Consider the following 25509-nt stretch of genomic DNA (forward strand, 5'->3'; position numbering starts at 1 on the left):
CAGAGAAGCCGCCATGACCGCCATCGCTCGCATCACCCTGTTGTCACTGGTCCTGGGGTTGAGCGCTTGTACGGTGCATCGGCCGCAGCCCACTTCCTCCGAACCCATCCCGCCTGCGGGGCCGAGCACACGCCCGGTCCCGTCTACGGCTCCGGGCACGCCCAGCGCGCCTATTCCTGCCGCCAAGCCTTTGCCCCGCACCTCCGCCAGCTTTGCCCCGCCACCGGGTGGTCATAGCCACTGGGATGCGCGGCTTGGGGTCTATGTGCTGGACAACCAGAGCAACACCTTCTATCGCCAGCGTACCTATTACCGTTGGAACGACGGTTGGAGCCGTTCCATCAGCCCCGACGGCCCCTGGGAAGACACCGACATCCACGGTGTACCTGCCGGGCTCGGACGCCAGTTCCAGTAGTCGCCGAAAGCTGCAGGCCAGAGCCTGCGCCCCGAGCAGTTTATTTAAGCCTCGGGCCCTCTGGCCGATACAGCGGGGTGTTCCCGAGTATCAGCCGTTGAGCGCCCGATGAAGAATGACCTGAACAAACCCTATTTTGCGCCGATGGTGTCTTGGCTGGCCGTGGTCTGTGTGCTGTTGCTGGCGTATGGCTTTGGTCCGGCCGAGGTGCCGGAGCTGATCTACCTGTCGCTGGAGCCGGCGTGCCTGCTGGTGGCGTTCGCCTTCATGTACTACTTCTTCTGCTGGAGCTTCATATCGGTCTTTCGTCTGGGCGAGATCGGCTGGAAGCGCGTGGACTACGGCTGGCTGCTGCTGGCGTCCCTGGCCCTGATCAGCGCCACCCAGGCGGTACGCGTGGACTGGTTCCAGACCGACTACCAGTTGGCGCAGCAGGCCCAGGCCGGGCTGCAGCGGCGGGTGGCCACCGAGATCGACGACATGCTGGGCGTGGAGCACTGCAAGGCCGCCGTTGATCGCTACGAGCCCCAGGATGCGGCCCAGGTCAGCAGCCTGTGCGAGCGTTTTGCAGCACTGGAGCGCACCGCCGACGGGCGCCTTTCGGCCTTGGCGGTGGTCAAGGTGCAGCAGGCGCTGGGGGATATCCGCGGCGAATATACGGCGGCCCCCATCAGCCAATGGCTGCAGGGCTTGAGCGCAAGCATCAAGGAACTGGAGCAGCAGCGGGCCGAGGTACGGCGGCTGAGCGGGCTGGTAACGGTCAGCGCTACCGAGAGGCTCTACAGCTACTTCGTGCCCTTGCTGCTGGTGATCGCCCTGGCATTGCGTGCTTCCAAGGTCACCGGCGAAGTGCTGCTCAAGGCACCGCGGCGGCGCAAGTTGTGGCTGATCGTCAACCGCCGCGTGGTCATCGATGGCCTGGGCTTTGCCCGTGGCGCCCGGGCCCGGCTGGACGAAGCCCTGGGCAACTGGCGGGTAGCCCGCTGGGGGGTGGTGCACCTGGGCTGCGACTTCATTGGCGCGCCCGGCCCTCAGGACACCCCGGTCCCGGTCACTCCGGGCTTCTACGAAAATGAATTCCAGTTGGCCAGCCTGACTGACTTCGACAGCAGCGAGTTCGTCGAGTGGGCCGCGAGCCAGACCATCGACACCTTGTACCTGGTCGGCGAAACCGACCTCGAACTGATCGAGCGGCTGCGTCGCTGGGGCGAGGCGGCAGGCATTGAAGTGCTGATTCGCGAGCGGATCTGAGGCGGGCGACGCCAGCGCCCGGGACTTCAGGGACCGGCCAGCAGGGGTTGCACATACTCGACAAACGCCCGGGCCTTGGCGCTGGTCATGCGCCCGCTGGGAAACACCGCCCATAAGTGCTGGGGAGGCAGTTGCCATTGAGGCAACACGGCCTTGATCGCGCCACTGGCCAGCTCCGGGGCGAACATCCACTGGGAGGTCACGGTCAGCCCGAGGTGGGCCAGCACCGCCTCGCGCAGGCCTTCGGCGGCGTTGACCCGGATCCGGCCATTGGCAGTTATCCAGTGTTCTTCCGCCCCCCGAGTGAAGCCCCAGGTGGTCCCCCCGGCCAGGCTGTAGAGCACTGTCTGATGCCGGTCCAGTTCTGCGGGGTGGGCCGGCTCGCCGTGGCGGGCGAAGTACTGCGGTGTGCCCATCACCAGACGCGGGCATTCGCCGATCTTGCGCGCCGTGAGGCTGGAGTCGGTGAGATTGCCGATCCGCAGGGCCACATCCACCCCGGCTTCCACCAGATCGATATTGCGATCGTCGAGCACCGCGTCGATGTGCAATTGCGGGTGCTGATCGAGGAAGGCCCCCAGATGGCCAATGATGTGCATGCGGGCAAAGGTTACCGGGGCGCTGATGCGCAGCGTGCCACGCAATCCTGCCGCCGAGCCGCGTGCGGCATGCTCTGCTTCGTCGGCTTCTTCAATGGCGCGCTTGGCTCGCTGGAAGAACGCCAGTCCGGCCTCGGTCGGGGTCAGGCCGCGGGTCGAGCGCAACAATAAGCGCACCTTCAGGTGTGCTTCCAATTGGGCGACGCTTTTCGATACGGCGGGCTGGCCAATGTTCAAGCGTCGGGCGGCAGCGGAGAACGAGCCGCTTTCCACCACGTGGACAAAGGTTTCCATTGCTGCCAGACGGTCCATCGGGGTGTCCTTGAAGGCTGGGGGCGGATTCGCCGGCAATGGGCTCGTGCTCCTGGCCGGACAATGCCGGGCCGGTCAACCTGACCATCCCCGGCGGGGTTGCTCAGCGCATCGCCTGCTTGGTTCAGGCACTGGTCCGACGGGCTGCGGTCGGTACGCAGAGAAAACGTGCCAGGGCCAGCAGCGGGAAGGCGCTGCCGACGATCACGATCCACAGCCAGCCGCCGTGCTCGTATACCGCACTGGCGATCGAAGAACCAAAGGCCCCGCCGATGAAGATGCTGGTCATGTACAGCGCATTCAGACGGCTGCGGCTATGGGCATCCAGGGTGTACACCGCACGTTGCCCCAGCACCATGTTCATCTGCACGCAAAAATCCAGGACCACCCCGGTCACGGCCAGGCCAATGACGCTGTAGGCCGGGTGGACAAAGGCCGGCAGGAAGCTCAGCACGGCGAACAGCATGGCCAGCAGCGAGGCGATGCGGGTATGCCCGGCATCGGCCAGGCGGCCGCTGATGGGGGCGGCAATGGCGCCGATGGCACCGACCAGGGCAAAGAGCGCGATCTCGCTCTGGGACAGGCCATGGTTGCGCGCCAACTCCAGGGGCGCGGCGGTCCAGAACAGGCTGAAGGCGGCGAACATGCAACCCTGGTAGAAGGCCCGCTGGCGCAAGACCGGCTGCTGGCGCAGCAGGGTTGCCAGGGAGCGCAGCAGTTGGCCATAGGTGGCGCTGTGGTTGGGCTGGCGCTTGGGGATGGTGAGCAGCAGCACCAGGCTGATGGCCGCCATCAGCGCAGCGGCGGCGATGAACATGGCCCGCCAGCCGAAGTGGTCGGCCACCAGGCTCGAGACCGGGCGAGCCAGGAGGATCCCCAGCAGCAGGCCGCCCATGATGCCCCCGACCACGCGGCCCCGGGATTCTTCAGGCGCCAGGTGCGCCGCCAGGGGAATCAGGATCTGCACCGACACCGAGCTGAAGCCGATCAGCAGCGACACCAGGAGAAAGGCATTGGGTTTCTGGGTAAAGGCCGCCCCCAGCAGGCTGGCGATTGCCACCAGGGTGGTGATGATCATCAGCCGGCGGTTTTCCAGCAGGTCGCCCAGGGGCACTAGGAAGAACAGCCCCAGGGCATAGCCGATCTGGGTCAGGGAGACGATCAGGCTGGCCAGGGAACTGGACAGGCCCAGGTCCGGGGCGATCAGTTCGATGATCGGTTGCGCGTAGTAGATGTTGGCGACGATGGCGCCGCAGCAGAAGGCGAACAGCGCCACCATGCCTCGGGTCATTGTCAGGCTGCCGGCCGGCAGCGCCTGGGAGATGGAAGTCATCAGGGTTCTCTTGGCGACGAAAGGATCGAGCGAGATTAAGAGACAGCGCGCTAACGCAGTAGAGAGGGCCGGGCAATAGCATTCATTCCTGTGGGGAATAAATGACCGAGGGAAGAACGGACGGGTATGGCCGGGCGTGCCGCTGCCGAGGGTCGATGATACATTTACTTACATCCTGTTCGATAGCATGCTCATCTTCTTCAGGAGCCCTTGAGCCGGTGGTCGGCTTTGCGCTCCGCCTTTGTGCAGAGGAGTCGGCCTTATGAATCGATCGTTACCCGGCCTGTTGTGCAGCATGCAGTGCCTTGCCCTGGTGATCCTGCTGGGCAGTGTCCTGGCCCAGGCCCAGGACGCCCCGGGCATGCGCATTGGCGTGCGGGGGGAAATCACCGGAGTCAGCGGCGACGTGCTGCGGGTGCATGCCAACAGCGGCGAGAATGTCAGTGTCGATCTCACGCCGCAGACCCAGGTGCGCGCCGTGACCCTGGCCAATATCGAAGACATCAAGCCCGGCAGCTATATCGGCTCGGCGGCCATGCCCATGGCCGACGGCACCCTCAAGGCCATGGAAGTGCATGTATTCCCACCGCAGCTGGCCGGCACCGGCGATGGCCATCGGCCCTTCGACCTGGCCAAGGGCAGCAGCATGACCAATGGCAGTGTCGGTGACCTGGTGGTGAGCAATGGCCGCACCCTGACCGTCAACTACAAGGGGGGCCAGCAGAAGATCCTGGTGCCGGACGACGTGCCCATCGTCAACCTCGCTCCCGGCGATCGCAGCCTGCTCAAGACCGGGGTCAAGGTGGTGATGTTCGTCACCCAGAGCGCCGACGGCAAACTCACCGCGCAATCGATTTCCGCCGGCAAGGACGGGGTTGCACCGCCGATGTAAGGGGCTGTGCCTGGGGCACTGGGCACGGGATCCCGTCGAGCCTTGCATTGCCAAATGTTGCAGCGCGGTAGTTGCGGTGGAAGTCGGTGGGGCCTTGGTTTAGGGTTTCCGGTCGTTCAGTACGGCAAGGACCCCTTATGGAGAAGTCAACGTTCAATCCGGCCAGTGTGTTCAATTCATTGCAGTACGGCTTCAGCCAGGCGGTGGAGGTCCGTGGTGGCCGGCGCCTGTTGCTGTCCGGCCAGGTGGGGGGGGATGAGCAGGAGCGTACGGTGGGCCCGGGCCTGCGGGAGCAGACCGAGCAGGCCTTCGACAACATCGCGAAAGTCCTGGCCGAGGCCGGTGGTCAGCTGGCGGATGTGGTGATGCTGCGGATCTACATCGCCGAAGCGGCCCGGGAGCAGCAGGATCAAATCAGCGCGGTGCTGCTGGAGCGTTTTGCCAGCCAGCCGCCAGCGTCTTCCTGGATCATCGTCAGCGGGCTGTCATTGCCGGAGTGGCTGATCGAAGTCGAGGCAGAAGCGGTGCTGGAGGAGCGGTTCCAAGTGGTCGAGGCGGCGTTGTTCAGCCCGGCCCGGGCCCTCTGAGCCCGGTGATAGCACTATAAAAAAAGCGACCGCCAGGGTCGCTTTTTTCATTCACGGCTTCGGGTCACTTGGCGTTGGTGTAGATCTGATCGAAGATCCCGCCGTCGTTGAAGTGGGTCTTCTGCACGCTGCGCCAGTCACCGAAGGTCTTCTCCACCGAAAGGAAGTCGACTTTCGGGAAGCGGTCGGTGTACTTGGCCAGCACCTTCGGGTCCCGTGGGCGCAGGTAGTTGTTGGCGGCGATTTCCTGGCCTTCCGGCGACCACAGGTACTTCAGGTATTCCTCGGCCGCGGCACGGGTGCCTTTCTTCTCCACCACCTTGTCCACCACCGATACCGGCGGCTCGGCTTCGGCGGACACGCTCGGGTAGATCACTTCGAACTGATCGCGGCCGAATTCCCGGGCGATCATTTCCGCTTCGTTCTCGAAGGTCACCAGCACGTCGCCGATCTGGTTGGTCATGAAGGTGGTCGTCGCGGCGCGGCCACCGGTGTCCAGCACCGGCGCCTGCTTGAACAGTTTGCCGACAAAATCCTTGGCCTTGTTCTCGTCGCCGCCATTCTTCAGCACGTAGCCCCAGGCCGAGAGGTAGGTGTAGCGACCGTTACCCGAGGTCTTGGGGTTGGGCACGATCACCTGCACGCCGTCCTTGAGCAGGTCCGGCCAGTCTTTCAGGGCCTTGGGGTTGCCTTTGCGCACGATGAACACGGTGGCCGAAGTGAAGGGGGCGCTGTTGTCCGGCAGGCGGGTCACCCAGTTGTCCGGTACCAGCTTGCCGTTGTCCGCCAGGGCGTTGATGTCGGTGGCCATGTTCATGGTGATGACGTCCGCCGGCAGGCCATCGATGACCGAGCGCGCCTGCTTGCTGGAGCCGCCGAAGGACATCTGCAGGGTGATGTTCTCGTTGTGCTCGGCTTTCCAGTGTTTCTGGAAGGCGGTGTTGTAGTCCTTGTAGAAGTCGCGCATCACGTCGTAGGAGACGTTGAGCAGGGTCGGTGCGGCCTGGGCGGCACTGCCCAGGGCCAGGCCGGCAGCCAGTAGCGAGGCGCTGAAAAGTTTTTTCACTGCACATTCCTTTTATTCGAGAGTGAAGGCCATTTGCCGCCGACTATAGCCGGGGCGCTATATCTCTTTAAAGATTAAAAAGATCTTTGCTTATTCCATTTTCTTGAACAGCGCATTGCCACAGCGAGAGCAGAACGCCGCGGCGGGTTCGTGGCTGTTTTTCCGGCACACCGGGCAGTCGTGCTTGAGCTGTTCGCCGCGCATGGCGCTGGCCAGTTCGGCGGTGAAGATCCCGGTGGGCACGGCGATGATCGAGTAACCGGTGATCATCACCATGGACGAGATCATCTGGCCGAGCACGGTCTTGGGCACGATATCGCCGTAGCCCACGGTGGTCAGGGTGACGATGGCCCAGTAGATGCCCTTGGGAATGCTGGTGAAGCCGTGTTCCGGGCCCTCGACCACGTACATCAGGGTGCCGAACACCGTGACCAGGGTGCAGACGCAGAGCAGGAACACCAGGATCTTCTGCTTGCTGCCGCGCAAGGCGTCCAGCAGGTAATGGGCCTGCTTCAGGTAGGGGGCGAGCTTGAGCACACGGAAGATCCGCAGCATGCGGATGATGCGGATGATCAGCAGGTACTGGGCGTCGCTGTAATACAGGGCGAGGATCCCGGGGACGATCGCCAGCAGGTCCACCAGGCCATAGAAGCTGAAGGCGTAGCGCAGCGGCTTGGGTGAGCAATACAGCCGCAGGCCGTACTCGATGGCGAAGATCAGGGTGAAGCCCCATTCGATGTAGGCCAGGACGTTGGCATAGTCGCGGTGCACCTGATCGATGCTGTCGAGAACCACGATCACCAGGCTGGCGAGGATGATCAGCAGCAGGGTGGTGTCGAAGCGTCTTCCAGCCACGGTATCGGTCTGGAAGATCATCACGTAGAGGCGTTGCCGCCAGTTGTCGCTGTTGCCCATGGAAATCGCCTGAATCGAAAGTCAGCGAAGCCTAGGGGGATTTGCCGAAGGAGCGCAAGGCACATCGTCCCGGGCTTGCGCGCCGAAGATCCGGCTGCCGGCGCGTACCAGCCAGCAGGCCAGGACAAAGGGCGCGGTCAGGGGTGGCAGCCCCAGGGCCACCAGCCCCGGAGTGATCAGCAGGGCCAGGAGCATGCCCAGCAGCGGCGGCCAGGGGCGCCGAGCCTGGGGGCCCAGGGCCAGGCCCACCAGGGCGCAGTTGTAGCCACCCAGGCCGAGCAGGGCCTGGCTGTTGTCCTGGAGCATCAGGCTGAAGGCCAACCCTGCAGCGGAACCGGCCAGGGCCCAGAGCGCCGCACGCCGGCTGGCCAGCGCCAGCCCGAGGGCAATCAGCAGCCCGGCCAGCGGGTATCCGAGGAACATGATCTGTCCCAGCCCCTGCAACAGGGCACTGCCCAAGCCGGTGGCGGACAGTGCGGGGGAGAGAGGAGGAAGGCTCGGCAGGGTCTCGAACAGGCTCAGCAGCAACCAGCCGAGGCCGACGAAGGGCGCCGTGTAGGCCGGCAGGCTGCCAGGGTTCTGGGCGCGCTTGAGCCACTGCTGGGTAATGATCGCGCTCAGGCCGCCTGCGGCGATGATCAGCGGTGGCAGCAGCACCGACCAGGGCAGGAAGAGGCTCAGCAACAGGCCCAGCAGCACGCCGTTGTAGCTGAACAGCCCGGCTTGCCGGTCGGCTTTGGAGTACCCCCGCTGTTGCGCGGTGAGCAAACCGGCCAGGGCGCCCAGCAGGGCGCCGCCGAACAGGGCTGGAGCGCAGACCAGGATCGCTAGCAGGCACAGCAGGCCGCACAGCGGGTGACGCTGGAGGAAGATCTGACTGAAACCGTTGAGCAGGGCCGTGGCCCAGTCAGGGCAGAAAGCGTTGAAAGACTGTGAAGGCATGACGGACATCAGTGGATACGAGCCTTGGCGGACGCTGCACTCGATCCGCAAGGCACCCTCTGCGGGAGGCTCTGTACGGATCGGTTGTGCAGCGGCATCGAAGGCCGCAGGTCAGAGAAGGGTTTCGACGCGTAGCGAGTTGGTCGTACCCGGTTGGCCAAACGGCACGCCGGTGGTGATCACCACGGTGTCGCCGCGCTTGGCCAGGCCTTGGGCCTGGGCAATCTCCAGGGCCGTGGCGCAGACCTCGTCGACCTGGCGCAGGCGGTCGTTGACCACCGAGTGCACGCCCCAGGCCACGGTCAGGCGGCGAGCGGTCTGCAGGTTCGGCGTCAGGTTGAGGATCGGCACCGACGGACGCTCACGGGCGGCGCGCAGGGTCGAGCTGCCGGACTCGCTGTAGTTCACCAGCACCGCCACCGGCAGGATGCTGCACACCCGACGGATCGCGCAGCTGATGGCGTCGGACACCGTGGCCTCGGCCTGGGGCCGGCTGACGTCGAGCTGGGTCTGGTAGTCCGGGCCGGTCTCTACCTGGCGGATGATCTTGCTCATCATCTGCACCGCTTCCAGCGGGTATTCGCCGGAAGCGGTTTCCGCCGACAGCATCACCGCGTCGGCCCCTTCGGCCACGGCGTTGGCGACGTCGGTCACCTCGGCCCGGGTCGGCGCCGGTGAGAAGCGCATGGACTCCAGCATCTGCGTGGCCACCACCACCGGCTTGCCCAGCTGGCGGCAGGTACTGATGATGTTCTTCTGGATCTGCGGCACGGCTTCCGCCGGGACTTCAACCCCCAGATCACCGCGGGCGACCATGATCGCGTCGCTCAGCTCGGCAATTTCCCGCAGTTGAGTGACGGCCGAAGGCTTCTCGATCTTGGCCATCAGGTAGGCCTTGTCGCCGATCAGTGCACGGGCTTCACGGATGTCTTCCGGGCGTTGCACGAAGGACAGCGCCACCCAGTCCACTCCCAGTTCCAGGCCGAAGCTCAGGTCGCGGCGATCCTTGGCGGTCAGCGGGCTGAGGTCGAGCACTGCCTGGGGCACGTTGACGCCCTTGCGGTCCGACAGTTCGCCGCCGTTGAGCACCGTGGTGTCAATGGCGTCGGCGTGCTTGGCGATGACTCGCAGGCGCAGCTTGCCGTCGTCCAGCAGCAGGTCCATGCCCGGCTCCAGTGCAGCAATGATCTCTGGATGGGGCAGGTTGACCCGCTGGGCATTGCCCGCTTGGGTGTCGAGGTCCAGGCGCAGGGATTGGCCGCGGACCAGTTGGACCTTGCCGTCGGCGAAGGTGCCGACCCGAAGTTTCGGCCCCTGCAGGTCCATGAGGATGCCCAGGGGGTGGTTTAGCTCTTTCTCGATCTGGCGGATCCACTGGTAGCGCTGGGCGTGGTCGGCGTGGGTGCCGTGGCTGAAATTGAGGCGGAAAATGTTCACTCCGGCCTGTACCAGCTCACGGATATCTTCGATCCCGTCGATGGCCGGACCCAGGGTGGCGAGGATTTTGACCTTCTTGTCAGGCGTCATGTTTGGGGCTCTCGAGAATCAGGATGGCGCGGAAGTCGTTGACGTTGGTACGGGTCGGCTCGGTGACGATCAAATCGCCCAGGGCCTCGAAGTAGCCGTAGCCATTGTTGTTGTCCAGCTCGTCGCTGGCGCTCAGGCCCAGGGCCGCGGCGCGGGCATAGCTGTCCGGGGTCATGATGGCGCCGGCGTTGTCCTCGGAGCCGTCGATGCCGTCGGTGTCGCCCGCCAGGGCGTAGATCCCGGGGTGGCCCTTGAGGCTGTCGGTGAGGCTCAGGAGGAACTCGGCGTTGCGCCCGCCACGGCCATTGCCGCGCACGGTGACGGTGGTTTCACCGCCGGAGAGGATCACGCAGGGCACGGCCAGGGGCTGGCCATGCAGGGCCACTTGCCGGGCGATGCCGGCGTGGACCTTGGCCACCTCGCGGGATTCGCCCTCCAGGTCGCCGAGAATCAGCGGGCTGAAACCGGCCTGGCGGGCTTTCACCGCCGCCGCTTCCAGGGACTGCTGGGGGCGGGCGATCAACTGGAAGTGGCTGCGCGCCAGGCTCGGGTCGCCCGGCTTGACGGTTTCCGACTCGGGGCTCTGCAACCAGCTGCGTACCGCTGCGGGTACCTCGATCCCGTAGCGCTTGAGAATCCCCAGGGCTTCGGCCGAGGTGCTCGGGTCGGCCACGGTGGGGCCGGAGGCGATGACCGTGGCCAGGTCGCCGGGAACATCGGAAATCGCATAGGTATAGACCGTGGCCGGAAAGCAGGCCTTGGCCAGGCGTCCGCCCTTGATCGCCGAAAGGTGCTTGCGCACGCAGTTCATCTCGCCAATGGTGGCGCCGGACTTGAGCAGGGCCTTGTTGATCGCTTGCTTGTCGGCCAGGGTGATGCCGGCAGCAGGCAGGGCCAGCAGCGCCGAACCACCGCCGGACAGGAGGAAGATCACCCGGTCCCGCTCGCTGAGGTTGCTGACCAGTTCCAGCACCCGCTTGGCCACGGCCAGGCCGGCGGCGTCGGGCACCGGGTGAGCGGCCTCGACCACTTCGATCTTGTTGCAGGGCGCGCCGTGGCCGTAGCGGGTGACCACCAGCCCGCAGACTTCGCCCTGCCAGGCGCGTTCCACCACCTGGGCCATGGCTGCGGCGGCCTTGCCGGCGCCGATGACGATGACCCGGCCGCTGCGGTCGCTGGGTAGATAGGCTTCGAGAACGTGTTGCGGATGGGCGGCGTCGATGGCTGTGGCGAACAGCTCACGCAGGAATTGTTGCGGATCGACCGACATGGCGGGCTCCCGGATTTCTTGTTATGGGGGGCTTGAAGCTGGGTGTAGCCGCCGCCGAAAGCGGCGACGGTGTGTGCAGGGCCTTTCCCTGGCCCGCTGCGAAGCGTCTCCTGCGTGAGCCTTCGCAGCCTGCGGCAGCGGCTACAGACAGTGCGTGTTACTTGTCGCGGATCGAGAAGTTGGCCATGTGCTCCAGGCCCTTGATCAGGGCCGAGTGGTCCCAGTTGCCGCCACCTAAGGCGGTGCAGGTGCTGAACACTTGCTGGGCATTGGCGGTGTTGGGCAGGTTGATGCCCAGCTCGCGGGCGCCGCTCAGGGCCAGGTTCAGGTCCTTCTGATGCAGGTTGATGCGGAAGCCCGGGTCGAAGGTGCCCTTGATCATGCGCTCGCCGTGCACTTCGAGGATCTTCGAAGAGGCGAAGCCGCCCATCAGCGCTTCCCGCACCTTGGCCGGATCGGCGCCGTTCTTCGAGGCGAACAGCAGGGCCTCGGCCACCGCCTGGATGTTCAGCGCGACGATGATCTGGTTGGCCACCTTGGCGGTCTGGCCATCGCCGTTGCCACCCACCAGGGTGATGTTCTTGCCCATGCTCTGGAACAGCGGCAGGGCGCGTTCGAAGGCTTGGCTGTCACCGCCGACCATGATGCTCAGGGTCGCGGCCTTGGCCCCGACTTCGCCGCCGGATACCGGGGCATCCAGGTACTGGGCGCCTTTCTCGTTGATCTTGGCGGCAAAGGCCTTGGTCGCGGTGGGCGAGATCGAGCTCATGTCGATGACGATCTTGCCCTTGCCGATCCCGGCAGCGACGCCGTCGGCGCGCAGCAGCACGTCTTCGACCTGGGGGGTATCGGGCACCATGACGATGATGAACTCGGCTTCCTGGGCCACTTCCTTCGGCGAGGCCAGGGCCACGGCGCCGGCGGCGATCAGGTCGGCCGGAGCCTTGCCGTGATGCTCGGACAGAAACAGGCTGTGACCGGCTTTTTGCAGGTTCGCAGCCATTGGGTGGCCCATGATGCCGGTGCCGATAAATCCGATTTTAGCCATGATGAAAATCCTCTATTCAGACAGACCTTGTAGGAGCCGGCTTGGCGGCGAAGGCGGCCGCAAGGGCGCTGCAAGGCTTCGGGCCTGTTCGCCGGCGAGCCGGCTCCTACGGGGACGGGTTCAGATCGCGTTGTGGGTCTTCAGCCAGCCGAGGCCGGCTTCGGTGGTGGTCAACGGCTTGTACTCGCAGCCGACCCAGCCCTGGTAGCCGATGCGGTCCAGGTGCTCGAAGAGGAAGCGGTAGTTGATTTCACCGGTGCCCGGCTCGTTGCGCCCGGGGTTGTCCGCCAACTGGATATGGTTGATCTGCTCCAGGTGGTTGGCCATGGTCCGCGCCAGGTCACCTTCCATGACTTGCATGTGATAGATGTCGTACTGCAGGTACAGGTTGGCGCTGCCCACCTGTTCGCGGATCGACAGCGCCTGGGCGGTGTTGTTGAGGTAGAAACCGGGAATGTCGCGGGTGTTGATGGCTTCCATCACCAGCTTGATGCCGACGGCCTGGAGCTTGTCGGCGGCGTACTTGAGGTTGGCGACGAAGGTCTTTTCCACTAGCGCCTGGTCTGCGCCCTGGGGGCGGATCCCGGCCAGGCAGTTGACCTGGGTGTTGCCCAGCACCTGGGCGTAGGCGATGGCCAGGTCGACCCCGGCCCGGAATTCCTCGACCCGGTCGGGCAGGCAGGCGATACCGCGCTCGCCCTTGGCCCAGTCACCGGCCGGCAGGTTGAACAGCACCTGGGTCAGGCCATGGGCGTCGAGCTGGGTCTTGATCTCGGCGGAACTGAATTCGTAGGGGAACAGGTATTCGACACCGCTGAAACCGGCATCGGCGGCCGCCTTGAAGCGGGCGAGGAAGTCCTGTTCGGTGAACAGCATGGACAGGTTGGCAGCAAAACGCGGCATGGTGGTCTCCTGTGGTTCGGTCAAGCCTAGGGCTGGCGCCAGGGGGCGGGCGGCCCGGGCGCAACCTCTGGCGGGAGGTTGCGTCCGGTGCCCGGCCGGTGCCAGCGGCCAGGGGTATCAGTCGAGCAGGGAAATTGCGGTCGGGGCGTCGTTGCCCACCAGCGCCAGGTCTTCGAACTCGTTGACCGCGTTGATTTCGGTGCCCATCGAAATATTGGTCACGCGCTCCAGGATGATCTCCACCACCACCGGTACCTTGAAGGTCTTGAGCATTTCCTGGGCCTGGCGCAGGGCCGGCTGGATGTCCTTGGGTTCGAATACCCGCAGGGCCTTGCAACCCAGGCCCTCGGCCACCGCGACGTGGTCGACGCCATAGCCGTTGAGTTCCGGCGCATTGAGGTTGTCGAAGGACAGCTGCACGCAGTAGTCCATCTCGAAGCCGCGCTGGGCCTGGCGGATCAGCCCCAGGTAGGAGTTGTTCACCACCACGTGGATGTACGGCAGGTTGAACTGCGCGCCCACTGCCAGTTCTTCGATCATGAACTGGAAGTCGTAGTCGCCGGACAGGGCCACCACCTGGCGGTTCGGGTCGGCCTTGACCACGCCCAGGGCCGCGGGAATGGTCCAGCCCAGGGGGCCGGCCTGGCCGCAGTTGATCCAGTGGCGTGGCTTGTAGACGTGCAGGAACTGCGCGCCGGCAATCTGCGACAGGCCGATGGTGCTGACGTAGCAGGTGTCCTTGCCGAACACCTGGTTCATCTCCTCGTAGACCCGTTGCGGCTTGACCGGCACGTTGTCGAAGTGGGTCTTGCGGTGCAGGCTGGCCTTGCGCTGCTGGCAGTCGTTGAGCCAGGCGCTGCGATCCTTCAGCTTGCCGGCGGTCTGCCATTCGCGGGCCACTTCCAGCAGCACGGTCAGGGCGCTGCCAGCGTCGGAAACGATACCCAGGTCCGGGGTGAATACCCGGCCGATCTGGGTCGGCTCGATGTCCACGTGGATGAACTTGCGGCCTTCGGTGTAGACGTCCACCGAACCGGTGTGGCGGTTGGCCCAGCGGTTGCCGATGCCCAGCACCACGTCCGACTTGAGCAGGGTGGCGTTGCCGTAGCGATGGGAGGTCTGCAGGCCGACCATGCCCACCATCTGTGGGTGATCGTCAGGGATGGTGCCCCAGCCCATCAGGGTCGGGATCACCGGGATGCCGGTCAGCTCGGCGAACTCCACCAGCAGGTCGCTGGCATCGGCGTTGATCACGCCGCCACCGGCCACCAGCAACGGGCGCTCGGCCTGATCCAGCAGGGCCAGGGCCTTCTCGGCCTGGATCCGGGTGGCCGAAGGCTTGGCCAGGGGCAGGGGCTGGTAGGCGTCGATGTCAAATTCGATTTCCGCCATCTGCACGTCGAACGGCAGGTCGATCAGCACCGGGCCAGGACGGCCCGAGCGCATTTCATAAAAGGCTTTCTGGAAGGCATAGGGCACCTGGCCCGGCTCCAGTACGGTGGTCGCCCACTTGGTCACCGGCTTGACGATGCTGGTGATGTCCACGGCCTGGAAGTCTTCCTTGTGCAGGCGAGCACGAGGCGCCTGGCCGGTGATGCAGAGAATCGGGATGGAGTCGGCGGAGGCGCTGTACAGGCCGGTGACCATGTCGGTGCCGGCAGGGCCCGAGGTCCCGATGCACACGCCGATATTGCCGGCCTTGGTGCGGGTGTAGCCCTCGGCCATGTGCGAGGCGCCTTCAACGTGTCGAGCGAGCACGTGATCGATGCCGCCGACCTTCTGCAACGCGGAATACAGCGGGTTGATGGCGGCACCCGGGATGCCAAAAGCGGTATCGACCCCTTCGCGGCGCATCACCAGAACGGCGGCTTCGATTGCTCTCATTTTGCTCATGGTTTTGTGCCTCTTACGTTTTGTAATTGTATACAAGTGGCTTTCCGCAAAGTGTATTCACGGCGGGTGGCGCAGGTCAATCCATTTTCTTGAGCTACAGTGGCTTTCACCAAGACCCCGATAAACCGGCGTCCTTTTGTCGCAGGGACTGCCTTTCGCGAATTATTGTATACAAAAAATAAATTCATTGTGTTCTATTTGTTGTATCGGACTTCTCCTACAAGAAGCTTCCCCAGGCTTTCTCAATAACAAGATAAGGACGGCACCCATGAGCGCTTTAACCTTGAAAGTCGCAGTCAACCTGGCCAACCAGGCCATCAGTGCAGGGCGCAAGATCAGTGCGGCTCCGTTGACCATCGCAGTACTGGATGCCGGCGGGCACCTGGTGACCCTGCAACGGGAAGATGGCGCCAGCCTGCTGCGGCCGCAGATCGCCATCGGCAAGGCCTGGGGCGCGGTTGCCCTGGGCAAGGGCTCGCGCCTGCTGGCCCTGGATGCACAGCAGCGTCCGGCGTTCATCGGTGCGTTGAACGGTCTGGGGCAGGGCAGCGTGGTGCCGGCGCCGGGCGGGGTATTGATTCGGGATCAGGCGGGGCTGGTGATCGGGGCGATCGGCATCAGCGGGGATACGTCGGACATTGATGAACAGTGCGCCATCAGCGCTATCGAGGCCCAGGGCCTGAAGGCCGACGCCGGCGTCGCTGCCTGACCCGGCACGGGCGGCCAAGGCTCGGGCGACACCCGCTCAACAAGGCTCGAAGGGGCTTTGGGGGCAGGGCGTTCGCCACGAGCGCTGCGCAGGTTCGCCGCCTGCGCCAGTGGTCAATCGAAGGAAGGCCGGAGTGGCCCGGTTCTCAGCGGTCCGGCTCACAGCCCTTGAGCACCAGGCGGATGATGGTCTGCGCGGCGGCCTCGTAGTCGTCTTCGTCGAGCTTGGTCTTGCCGGTGACCACCGAGATCTGCCAGTCGAAGTCGGCGTAGGTCTGGGTCGCGGCCCAGATGCTGAACATCAGGTGGTTGGGGTCGAGCGGGGCGATCTGCCCGCGGTCGATCCAGGTCTGGATGCATTCGATATTGTGCTTGGCCTGGGCGTTGAGCTGTTCCACCTGGTCCGGGCTCAGGTGCGGGGCGCCGTGCATGATCTCGCTGGCGAATACCTTGGAGGCGAACGGCAGGTCGCGGGAGATGCGGATCTTCGAGCGAATGTAGCCGCTGAGCACTTCGCTGGGCACACCGTCGGCATTGAACGGGGTGGAGGCCTGGAGAATCGGCTCGATGATGCTTTCCAGCACCTCGCGGTAGAGGTTTTCCTTGGACTTGAAGTAGTAGTAGACGTTGGGCTTGGGCAACCCGGCCTTGGCGGCGATGTCGCTGGTCTTGGTCGCCGCAAAGCCCTTGTCGGCAAACTCTTCACTGGCGGCCCGCAGGATCAGTTCTTTATTGCGCTCGCGGATGGTGCTCATAAACCAGAGGATTCCTTGCCTGTTCGGGCGGTTGCGCATGGTAGCACCGGCGTTGCGCGGGGCTCAAGAATGCCGGGGCAGCCCCGGTTTGCCTGCACTTCGGCGCATTTGCCTGTCACCGAGCTGAACAACAATGCAACGTCTTCAGCGGTGTAAAAGGCGGCTGCTAGAGTTCAAGACACTGCTCGGGTCGCTGGCCTGTGGAGCCCTCGCGGCAATGGGCTCGGTTCGCCATTCACCAGGGTTCAATCAGGCTTGGATCGGGTGCTGAGTCGTGAACAAGAACAGGCGAAGCAACACCACTCTGCTCATCACCGCTCTGATACTTCTGGCGCTGGCCGGCGGTCTCTGGTTCTTCCTGTCCGCCTCACGGCATCCGGCCAAGGCTCCGTCCTCCGCCGAACCGGTGGTGGCGGTGGCGGTGCAGTTGCAGGATGTGCCGGTGTATATCGATGCCCTGGGCACGGTGACCCCCACCCGCAGTGTGACGGTGATCACTCAGGTCGACGGCATCCTGGCCAGCGTCGAATTCAATGAAGGTCAACAGGTGCACAAGGGCCAGGTGATCGCGCGGATCGACGATCGTACGCTCAAGGCGCAACTGGCCCAGGCCCGGGGCGTGCTCGCCCATGACCAGGCGCTGCTGGACAACGCGCGGCGCGACCTGGCCCGTTATCGCGAGCTGATCAAGGCCGGCTCGGTCAGCCAGCAGACCCTGGATACCCAGGTGTCGACGGTGCAGCAACAGGCGGGAACCGTGGCCGCCGACCAGGGCAGTGTGCAGAACCTCGAAGTGCAATTGAGCTACTGCACCATCACCTCCCCGGTGGAGGGCGTGGCCGGCCTGCGCCTGGTGGACCCAGGCAACTACGTGAGCTCCAGCAGTACCACCGGGATCGTGGTGATTACCCAGATGGAGCCGGCCAACGTGGTGTTCGCGGTGCCCGAGGATGACCTCGGGACGATCAGCCAGGCTGTGGCCAGGGGGCCGGTACCGGTGCTGGCCTACGACCGCAACAAGCACGATCTGCTGGCCACCGGCAGCCTGTTGGCGCTGGACAACCAGGTCAACACCAGCACCGGGACCATCAACGTCAAGGCGCGCTTCGATGGCGCGGGCCGGCGCCTGTTCCCCAATCAGTTCGTCAACGCCAGGCTCAAGGCCGACACCCTGGCTCAGGTGCCGGTGGTGCCGACCCGGGCGATCCAGCATGGCAGCCAGGGTGATTTCGTGTTTGTCGTGGCCGGGAGCAAGGCCAGCCTGCGCCACATCAAGGCCGGTCCCGCCAGTGGCGATGTCACCGCGATCCTCGATTCCGGGCTCAAGGCCGGCGAGCAGGTGATCACCGAGGGGGCGGACAAGCTCGATGACGGTTCGGCGGTAAAGGTCGTCGCCCAATAAGGAGCCGCCGATGAACGTCTCGCGTCCCTTTATCCAGCGCCCGGTGGCCACCACCTTGCTGATGGTGGCCGTGCTGTTGCTGGGGATGCTCGGTTATCACCTGTTGTCGGTGTCGGCCCTGCCCGAGGTGGATTACCCGACCATCCAGGTCTACACCCAGTACCCGGGGGCAAGCCCGGAGGTGATCAGTTCCTCGATCACCGCGCCCCTGGAGCGCCAGCTCGGCGAGATGCCGGGGCTCAAGTCCATGGGCTCCAGCAGTTCCAATGGTGCCTCGGTGGTGACCCTGCAGTTCGATCTGGCCCTGTCCCTGGATGTGGCAGAACAGGAGGTGCAGGCGGCGATCAATGCGGCCGGGACCTTCCTGCCGAGCAACCTGCCGTACCCGCCGGTGTACAGCAAGGTCAACCCGGCGGATGCGCCAGTGCTGACCCTGTCCCTGACCTCCGACGTGCTGCCCCTGACCAAGGTCGAGGACCTGGCGGACACCCGCCTGGCGCAGAAAATCTCGCAGATCTCCGGGGTCGGCCTGGTGACCATCAGCGGTGGCCAGCGCCCGGCCGTGCGGGTCGAGGCCAACACTTCGGCGTTGAACAATCTCGGCCTGTCCCTGGATGACCTGCGCACGTTGCTGGGCACGGCCAACGTCAACCAGGCCAAGGGCAATATCGACGGCCGCTACCAGGCGTACTCCATTGGTGCCAACGATCAGCTGCAGTCGGCGGACGAGTACCGTGACCTGGTGATCGCCTACAAGAATGGCGCGCCGATTCGCCTGGCGCAGATCGCCAGTTCGGTGCAGGGGCCGGAGAACCCGCGCCAGGCGGCCTGGACCAACAGCACCCCGTCGATCGTCCTGAACATCCAGCGCCAGCCCGGGGCCAATGTCATCGAGGTGGTGGACCGGGTCCAGCAACTGCTGCCCAAGCTGCGGGCCAGCCTGCCGGGCACCCTCAAGGTCGAGGTGCTCACCGATCGGACCCAGACCATTCGTGCCTCGGTGGTGGATGTGCAGTTCGAGCTGGCGGTGGCGGTGCTGCTGGTGGTGCTGGTGATCTTCCTGTTCCTGCGCAACGTTGCGGCCACAGTGATCCCGGCAGTGACCGTACCCCTGACCCTGGTGGGCACCCTGGCGGTGGCCTATGCCCTGGGATTTTCCCTGAACAATTTGACCTTGATGGCGCTCACCATCGCCATCGGTTTTGTGGTCGACGACGCCATCGTCATGATCGAGAACATCACCCGTTACCTCGAGGCCGGTGATCCGCCGTTGCAGGCGGCGCTCAAGGGGGCCGAGCAGATCGGCTTCACCATCATCTCGCTGTCGGTGGCGCTGATCGCGGTGATGATCCCGCTGCTGTTCATGGGCGATGTGGTGGGGCGGCTGTTTCGCGAGTTCGCCATGACCGTGGCGGTGACCATCGTGATTTCGGCGCTGATTTCCCTGACCCTGACCCCGATGATGTGCGCGCGCATGCTCAAGCACCGCCAGGGCGAGCGCCGGGCGGATTTTTTTGACCGCGTCAACCAGCACTATGTGCGCGGCCTGGACTGGGTGCTGGCCCATCGCACCCTGACCCTGCTTTCGGTGGTGCTGACCGCGGTGCTGACGCTGTTGACCCTGGTGCTGATGCCCAAGGGCTTTTTTCCCGAACAGGACACCGGGCTGATCCAGGGGATTTCCCAGGCCGCGCCGAGCATTTCCTTCCAGCAGATGCAGGAACAGCAGCAGCGCCTGGCGGCGCGAATCCTCAAGGATCCGGCGGTGCAGAGCCTGTCGTCGTTCGTCGGCATCGACCAGACCAACCCGACCTTGAACCAGGGCAACCTGCTGATCAACCTCAAGCCTCGGAATCAGCGCGACAGCAGCGCGGCAGTGATCCGCCGGCTGGCCGATGGCAATGCCGACGACGCCGGCATCCGCCTGTACCTGCACGGGGTCCAGGACCTGACCCTGGATGCCACCGTCTCCACCACCAGCTATCGCTTGGGCCTGCAGGCCACCGACGCGGACCTGCTGGAGCAGTGGACCGGCAAGATGCTTGTCGCGCTGAAGCAGGACCCGATGTTCAGCGACGTGCAAAGCCAGGCCATGCAGTTCGGCAACCAGATCCAGCTGAACATCGACCGCGCCACCGCCTCGCGCCTGGGCGTGACGCCCCAGGCCATCGACGATGTGCTCTACGACGCCTTCGGCCAGCGCCAGGTGTCGACCCTCTACACCCAGCTCAACCAGTACCACGTGGTCATGGCCACCGACCGCCCGTCGCGCAACCTGGCGGACCTGCTGACCGGCCTCTATGTGAACATTCCCGGCGGCGGGGTGGCTCCGCTGTCGAGCATGATCACTCAGCAGGTGCAGCGTGCGCCCCTGACCATCAACCGCCTGGGGCAGTTTCCCTATGCCGATGTCTCGTTCAACCTGGCCTCCGGCCAGACCCTGGGCGCGGCGGTGAACCGACTGCGGCAGATCGAAGCCCAGGTGGGCTTGCCGGCCTCGGTGCAAGCCTCGCTGGAAGGCGCGGCGGCGACCTTCGAAGCGTCGCTGTCGAACCAGGTGTTCCTGGTGCTGGCAGCGATCGTCGTGGTCTACCTGATGCTGGGGATCCTCTACGAGAGCTTCGTGCACCCGGTGAGCATCCTCTCGACCCTGCTCTCGGCAGCCCTGGGCGCGTTGCTGGCGCTGCTGATCACCGGCACCCAGTTCGACATCATCGGCCTGATCGGCATCGTGCTACTGATCGGTATCGTCATGAAGAACGGCATCATGATGGTGGACTTCGCCCTGGAGCTGGAGCGCAAGGGTGGCCTCACGCCCCAGGCGGCGATTCGCCAGGCGGCGGAACTGCGCTTCCGGCCGATCCTGATGACCAGCATGGCCTCGCTGTTTGGTGCGGTGCCCCTGGCGCTGGGCACCGGGATCGGCTCGGAGCTGCGGCATCCCCTGGGGATCGCAATCATTGGCGGCTTGCTCCTGAGCCAACTGCTGACGCTGTTTTCCACGCCGGTGATCTTCCTGGCCATGCACGGCCTGGGGCAGCGTTTGAAGGGGCGGCGCACGGGCGGGCAGGGGAACGGCGATGAACCTTAGCGCGCCGTTCATCCAGCGTCCGATCGCCACCACCCTGCTGGCGGCCGGGCTGGCGCTGTTCGGCATCCTGGCCTTCAACCTGTTGCCGGTGGCGCCGCTGCCGGAGGTGGATTTTCCCACCATCAGCGTGCGCGCCTCGCTGCCCGGGGCTGATCCGCATACCGTGGCCAGCTCGGTGGCCACGCCCCTGGAACGCCAGTTTGGGCAGATCGCCGGGGTCACCCAGATGACCTCTTCGAGCACCCTGGGGGCGACCCGGATCAACCTGCAGTTCGACCTCAACCGCGACATCGACGGTGCCGCCCGGGACGTGCAGGCGGCGATCAATGCCGCGCGCAGCAACCTGCCCAGCGACCTGTCGGGCAACCCCACCTATCGCAAGGTCAACCCGGCCGACTCGCCGATCCTGATCATCAGCCTGACGTCGGACAGTGCCACGCCGGGGCAGATGTACGACGTCGCCTCGACCCTGCTGGAGCAGCGTCTGCTGCAGACCCGCGGGGTTGGTGACGTGACCGTCGGCGGTGGGGCCTTGCCGGCGGTGCGGGTCGAGCTCAACCCGGACCGGCTCAACCATTACGGGGTTAGCCTGGAACAGGTGCGGCAGGTGATCGCCGCGGCCAACGTCAACCTGCCCAAGGGGGCGATCACCCTTGGCCAGCAGAACCATGTGCTGAGCGCCAACGACCAGCTCTACGCGACCGGCGACTATGCCGACCTGGTGGTCAAGCAGAGCAATGGCAGCCTGGTGCGCATCGCTGACCTGGGCTACGTGCGCGAGGACGTCGAGGACCTGCGCAACTTCGGCCTGTTCAACGGCAAGCCGGCGGTGCTGCTGGTGATCTTCAAGCAGCCGGGGGCCAACGTCATCGACACCGTGGACGCGGTGAAGGCCGAGCTGCCGTTCCTCCAGGCCTCGATCCCAGCCTCGATCCACCTCAACGTGCTGATGGACCGCACCACCACCATCCGCGCTTCGTTGCGGGATGTGGAGCTGAGCCTGATCGCCTCGATCGTGCTGGTGACCTTGGTGACCTTCGCCTTTTTCCGCGACTGGCGCAGCACCCTGGTGCCGGCCATCGTGGTGCCGCTGTCGCTGCTGGGCACCTTCGGCGCCATGTATTTCCTCGGCTACAGCCTGAACAACCTGTCGCTGATGGCCCTGACCATTTCCACCGGCTTCGTGGTGGACGATGCCATCGTCGTGGTGGAAAACATCATGCGCCACCTGGAACGCGGCGAGTCGCGGTTGCAGGCGGCACTGGCCGGGGCCCGGGAGGTGGGCTTCACGGTGCTGAGCATCAGCGTGTCGCTGGTGGCGGTGTTCATTCCGCTGCTGTTGATGGGCGGCATCGTCGGGCGCCTGTTCCGTGAGTTTTCGGTGTCGCTGTCGGTGTCGATCGTCATTTCGATGCTGATTTCCCTGACGGTGACACCGATGCTTTCCAGCGTGCTGTTGCGCACCCGCGAGTTATTGCCCGAAGGCACCCAGCCCCTGGACTCGCGGGTGCATCGCTTCTACGACCGCTCCCTGGGCTGGGTCATCGCGCGTTCGCGGATGATGGGGCTGGTGACGCTGCTGGTGATCTTCCTCGCGGGCGCCTTGTATGTGCTGGTGCCCAAGGGCTTCTTTCCCCAGGAGGACACCGGTCGCTTGTCCGGCAGCATCCTGGCGGCGCAGAGCATTTCCTACGGTGCCATGCAGAAGGATTTTCTGCAGATCAACCGCAAGGTCATGCACAACCCCAATGTCGCCACGGTCGGCGGTTTCGTCGGTGGGGGCGGCGGCGGTGGCGGGGCGATCAACAGTGCGCAACTGTTCATCGCCCTCAAGCCCCTGGAGCAGCGCCATGCCAGTGCCGACCAGGTGATCGCGCAGATCCGCCAGACCCTGGGGGACATGCCCGGCACGCGGCTGTACCTGCAGTCGGTGCAGGACGTCACCGTGGGCGGGCGCCAGAGCGGCGCGCAGTACCAATACACCCTGACCGCCGATGACCAGAGCGACCTCGACCAGTGGGTGCCCAAGGTGGTGGCGGTGCTGCGTGGCCTGCCCCAGCTCAAGGACCTGAACACCGACCAGCAGGACAACAGCTTGCTGGCCAATGTCCAGGTCAACCGCGACAGCGCCTCGCGCCTGGGGGTGAGCATGGCGGCCATTGACCAGACCCTCTACGACGCGTTCGGCCAGCGCCAGGTCTCGACCCTCTATCGGGCGGCCAACCAGTACCACGTGGTGATGGAGGTGGCTCCGCAGTACTGGACCGATCCCTCGACCCTGAACTCGATCTACCTGCCCCCCGGGGCGGTGGTCACGGGCAAGGGCGGGGCCGCCAGTCCGGACCTTTCCGCCAATGCCCAGCAGACGCTGATTGCGCTGTCGGCGGTGGCCGAACCGTCGGTGCAGCGCACTGCCATTGCCATCAGCCACCAGGGCTCTTTTCCGGCAGTGACCGCTTCGTTCAACCTGGCGCCGGGGGTGTCCATCGGCCAGGCCACCGCCCTGGTGGACCAGGCCGTGGCTCAATTGCGCATGCCGGCCAGCGTGGTCGGGCAATTTGCCGGCACGGCCCAGGTGTTCCAGTCCTCGGTGGCCAGCGAACCCTTGCTGATCGTCGCCGCCTTGCTCTCGGTGTACATCGTGCTGGGCATCCTCTACGAAAACCTGATGCACCCGCTGACTATTCTTTCGACCTTGCCCTCGGCCGGCCTCGGGGCCCTGATCGCCTTGCTGCTGACAGGCACCGAGCTGTCGATCATTGCCCTGGTAGGGGTCATTCTGCTGATCGGCATCGTCAAGAAGAACGCCATCATGATGATCGACTTCGCCATTACCGAGCGCCAGCAGCAGGGGCTCAGCGCCCAGGAGGCGATCCGCCGGGCCTGCCTGATCCGCTTCCGGCCGATCATGATGACCACCCTGGCGGCGATGCTCGGCGCGCTGCCCCTGGTGCTGGGCAGCGGCTACGGCTCGGAGCTGCGCCGCCCGCTGGGGATCTCGATCATCGGTGGCTTGCTGCTCAGCCAGGTGCTGACGCTGTACACCACGCCTGTTATCTACCTGTGGCTCGACCGGGCGTCCCAGCGCCTGGGCCGGGTCGTCAAGGAGGCATGATCATGCATGGCCAGATGGGCAGAACATGGTGCAGCGCGGCATTGCTCAGCCTGCTGCTGGGCGGCTGCATGGTCGGGCCGGACTATCGACAACCGGACATGACACTGCCCACCACTTTCAAGGAGGGCGGGCAATGGCAAAGGGCGGTGGCCAACCCCCAGGGCGCCCTGGACAGCCAATGGTGGCTGGCCTATCAGGATCCGCAGCTCAACGAGCTGGTCCAGCGTTCGGCCAGCGCCAACCAGTCGATCGTTGCCGCCGAGGCCGCCTACCGGCTGGCCCAGGCCCAGGTGGCGTCCAGTCGCGCCGGGCTGTTCCCGACCATCAGCGCCGGGCTTTCCGGGTCGCGCGGCGTGGGTGGCAGCAGTGGCACCAGCAGTACCAGCGGCAGCACCAGTAGCAGCGGCTCTGGAAGTGTCGAACAGAGTGTCAGTGCCACCCTGGGAGCCAGCTGGGAACCGGACCTGTGGGGGCAGGTGCGGCGCGGCATCGAATCGAGCCAGGCCCTGGCCCAGTCCTCCGATGCGCTGCTGGCCGGGGTACGGTTGTCGATCAGCGCCAGCGTGGCGAGCAATTACCTGAGCCTGCGGCACCTGGACATCGACATCGGCCTGTTGCAGGAGCAGCAGCGGATCACCCAGCGGCTGCAGGACATGACCCAGGCCGCTTACGTTCAGGGCACCGCCTCCAACGATCAGTTGCTGCTGGTCCAGGATCAACTGAGCTCGGTAGTGGCGGCCTTGCAGACGGCGCAGATCTCCCGTGAGCAGTACGAGCATGCCCTGGCAGTACTGGTCGGCCTGGCGCCGGCACAGTTCAGCCTGGCGCCGCTGGCCGACTACCGCTTCCATGTGCCCCGTCCGCCCCTGAGCCTGCCCTCGACCCTGCTGCTGCGCCGGCCCGACGTGGTCTCGGCGGAGCGCACGGCCGCTGCAGCCAACGCCAGGATCGGCGTGGCCGAGGCGGCGTTTTTCCCGACCCTGGACCTGACCGCTGAAGTGGGGTTTCGCGGTAGCGCCCTGGGCGGCCTGTTCTCGGTGCCGAACCGGATCTGGAGCCTCGGTCCGGCGCTGGCGGCCACGTTGTTCGACGGTGGCGCCCGGGAAGCGGCGCTGCAACAGGCCCATGCCAGCTATGACCAGGATGTGGCCAACTACCGGGGCACCGTGCTGGCGGCACTGCAGAACGTCGAGGACCAGCTGTCGTCGGTCAATCACCTGCAGCTTCAGGTGGACACCTATCAGCAGGTTTTCCAACGCAACCAGCAACTGTTCGGCAGCCAGCAGGCCCAGCTGCTGGCCGGCACGGTCAGCGCTCAGAGCCTGCTGACCCAGCAACTGGTGCTGCTGCAGGCCGAGCAGAACCTGCGTGACTCCCAGGGCCAATTGAGCCTGGGCAGCGTGGCCCTGATCCAGAGCCTGGGAGGGGGGTGGCAAGGGCCGGGGATGGTTGCGCCCTGACGCAGTCGATCTCGCGTCAGGCGCC

20 protein-coding genes are annotated in these 25509 nt (G+C 65.2%); 9 read left to right on the top strand and 11 right to left on the bottom strand.

Annotation, left to right across the window (positions count from 1 at the left end; all coding sequences use genetic code 11):
* The first annotated feature begins 13 nt into the window (after window positions 1–13).
* Window positions 14–415, top strand: a complete 402-nt coding sequence (locus U873_RS0132970; RefSeq protein WP_025132313.1) for a hypothetical protein — start codon at window positions 14–16, stop codon at window positions 413–415.
* Window positions 416–523: 108 nt separating this feature from the next.
* Complete coding sequence (locus U873_RS0132975; RefSeq protein ID WP_025132314.1) at window positions 524–1666, top strand: hypothetical protein; 1143 nt, start codon at window positions 524–526, stop codon at window positions 1664–1666.
* Window positions 1667–1692: 26 nt separating this feature from the next.
* Here U873_RS0132975 and U873_RS0132980 read toward each other — a convergent pair whose 3' ends face one another.
* Together U873_RS0132980 and U873_RS0132985 are read right to left on the bottom strand one after the other, a co-directional pair.
* A complete protein-coding gene (locus U873_RS0132980; protein WP_025132315.1) occupies window positions 1693–2577 on the bottom strand; it encodes a LysR family transcriptional regulator in 885 nt (294 codons plus the stop codon).
* A 124-nt stretch (window positions 2578–2701) separates the two neighbouring features.
* Window positions 2702–3910: an MFS transporter gene (locus tag U873_RS0132985; RefSeq protein ID WP_025132316.1), complete on the bottom strand. Its 1209-nt coding sequence runs from the start codon at window positions 3908–3910 to the stop codon at window positions 2702–2704.
* A gap of 262 nt (window positions 3911–4172) precedes the next feature.
* Between U873_RS0132985 and U873_RS0132990 the strand changes: the two genes are divergently transcribed.
* Entirely contained in the window at window positions 4173–4802 is a 630-nt protein-coding gene (locus U873_RS0132990) for a hypothetical protein (protein ID WP_025132317.1), read from the top strand.
* A 137-nt stretch (window positions 4803–4939) separates the two neighbouring features.
* Complete coding sequence (locus U873_RS0132995; RefSeq protein ID WP_025132318.1) at window positions 4940–5389, top strand: RidA family protein; 450 nt, start codon at window positions 4940–4942, stop codon at window positions 5387–5389.
* A 64-nt stretch (window positions 5390–5453) separates the two neighbouring features.
* Here the strand turns inward: U873_RS0132995 and U873_RS0133000 are convergent, their stop codons facing one another.
* The 8 genes from U873_RS0133000 to gcl form a co-directional block, all read right to left on the bottom strand.
* Window positions 5454–6455, bottom strand: coding sequence for a sulfate ABC transporter substrate-binding protein (locus U873_RS0133000; protein ID WP_025132319.1), 1002 nt, complete (start codon window positions 6453–6455; stop codon window positions 5454–5456).
* A 90-nt stretch (window positions 6456–6545) separates the two neighbouring features.
* Window positions 6546–7370 carry an ion transporter gene (locus tag U873_RS0133005; protein WP_025132320.1) on the bottom strand — a complete coding sequence of 275 codons (825 nt, stop codon included), beginning with the start codon at window positions 7368–7370 and terminating at the stop codon, window positions 6546–6548.
* A gap of 21 nt (window positions 7371–7391) precedes the next feature.
* Window positions 7392–8312 (bottom strand): urea transporter, encoded by a 921-nt coding sequence (locus tag U873_RS0133010; protein ID WP_025132321.1) that lies wholly within the window; start codon window positions 8310–8312, stop codon window positions 7392–7394.
* 111 nt (window positions 8313–8423) lie between these two features.
* Window positions 8424–9839, bottom strand: coding sequence for a pyruvate kinase (pyk, locus tag U873_RS0133015; protein ID WP_025132322.1), 1416 nt, complete (start codon window positions 9837–9839; stop codon window positions 8424–8426).
* Window positions 9829–11109 (bottom strand): glycerate kinase, encoded by a 1281-nt coding sequence (locus U873_RS0133020; protein WP_025132323.1) that lies wholly within the window; start codon window positions 11107–11109, stop codon window positions 9829–9831. Before U873_RS0133020 ends, pyk begins: the two co-directional genes overlap by 11 nt.
* Before the next feature lie 157 nt (window positions 11110–11266).
* Window positions 11267–12157 (bottom strand): 2-hydroxy-3-oxopropionate reductase, encoded by an 891-nt coding sequence (locus U873_RS0133025; protein ID WP_025132324.1) that lies wholly within the window; start codon window positions 12155–12157, stop codon window positions 11267–11269.
* A gap of 120 nt (window positions 12158–12277) precedes the next feature.
* Window positions 12278–13060 carry a hydroxypyruvate isomerase gene (hyi, locus tag U873_RS0133030; RefSeq protein ID WP_025132325.1) on the bottom strand — a complete coding sequence of 261 codons (783 nt, stop codon included), beginning with the start codon at window positions 13058–13060 and terminating at the stop codon, window positions 12278–12280.
* Window positions 13061–13177: 117 nt separating this feature from the next.
* Window positions 13178–14953 carry a glyoxylate carboligase gene (gene gcl / locus U873_RS0133035; protein ID WP_025132326.1) on the bottom strand — a complete coding sequence of 592 codons (1776 nt, stop codon included), beginning with the start codon at window positions 14951–14953 and terminating at the stop codon, window positions 13178–13180.
* A 268-nt stretch (window positions 14954–15221) separates the two neighbouring features.
* Here gcl and U873_RS0133040 point away from each other — a divergent pair, with 268 nt between their 5' ends.
* Window positions 15222–15662, top strand: coding sequence for a heme-binding protein (locus U873_RS0133040; RefSeq protein WP_025132327.1), 441 nt, complete (start codon window positions 15222–15224; stop codon window positions 15660–15662).
* Window positions 15663–15807: 145 nt separating this feature from the next.
* On the opposite strand, the gene U873_RS0133045 is transcribed toward U873_RS0133040, so the two are convergent.
* Window positions 15808–16416: a TetR/AcrR family transcriptional regulator gene (locus tag U873_RS0133045; protein ID WP_025132328.1), complete on the bottom strand. Its 609-nt coding sequence runs from the start codon at window positions 16414–16416 to the stop codon at window positions 15808–15810.
* A gap of 274 nt (window positions 16417–16690) precedes the next feature.
* Between U873_RS0133045 and U873_RS0133050 the strand changes: the two genes are divergently transcribed.
* From U873_RS0133050 to U873_RS0133065, 4 genes are read left to right on the top strand one after another with little or no spacing between them, the layout of a single operon-like run.
* Window positions 16691–17818, top strand: coding sequence for an efflux RND transporter periplasmic adaptor subunit (locus U873_RS0133050; protein WP_025132329.1), 1128 nt, complete (start codon window positions 16691–16693; stop codon window positions 17816–17818).
* 10 nt (window positions 17819–17828) lie between these two features.
* A complete protein-coding gene (locus tag U873_RS0133055; protein ID WP_025132330.1) occupies window positions 17829–20909 on the top strand; it encodes an efflux RND transporter permease subunit in 3081 nt (1026 codons plus the stop codon).
* Complete coding sequence (locus tag U873_RS0133060) at window positions 20899–24024, top strand: efflux RND transporter permease subunit (RefSeq protein WP_025132331.1); 3126 nt, start codon at window positions 20899–20901, stop codon at window positions 24022–24024. Before U873_RS0133055 ends, U873_RS0133060 begins: the two co-directional genes overlap by 11 nt.
* A 14-nt stretch (window positions 24025–24038) precedes the next feature.
* Entirely contained in the window at window positions 24039–25484 is a 1446-nt protein-coding gene (locus U873_RS0133065; RefSeq protein WP_029978824.1) for an efflux transporter outer membrane subunit, read from the top strand.
* The last annotated feature ends 25 nt before the right edge of the window (window positions 25485–25509 follow it).

It is taken from the genome of Pseudomonas sp. PH1b, assembly GCF_000633395.1.
In the GTDB taxonomy this organism is placed as follows: Bacteria; Pseudomonadota; Gammaproteobacteria; order Pseudomonadales; family Pseudomonadaceae; genus Aquipseudomonas.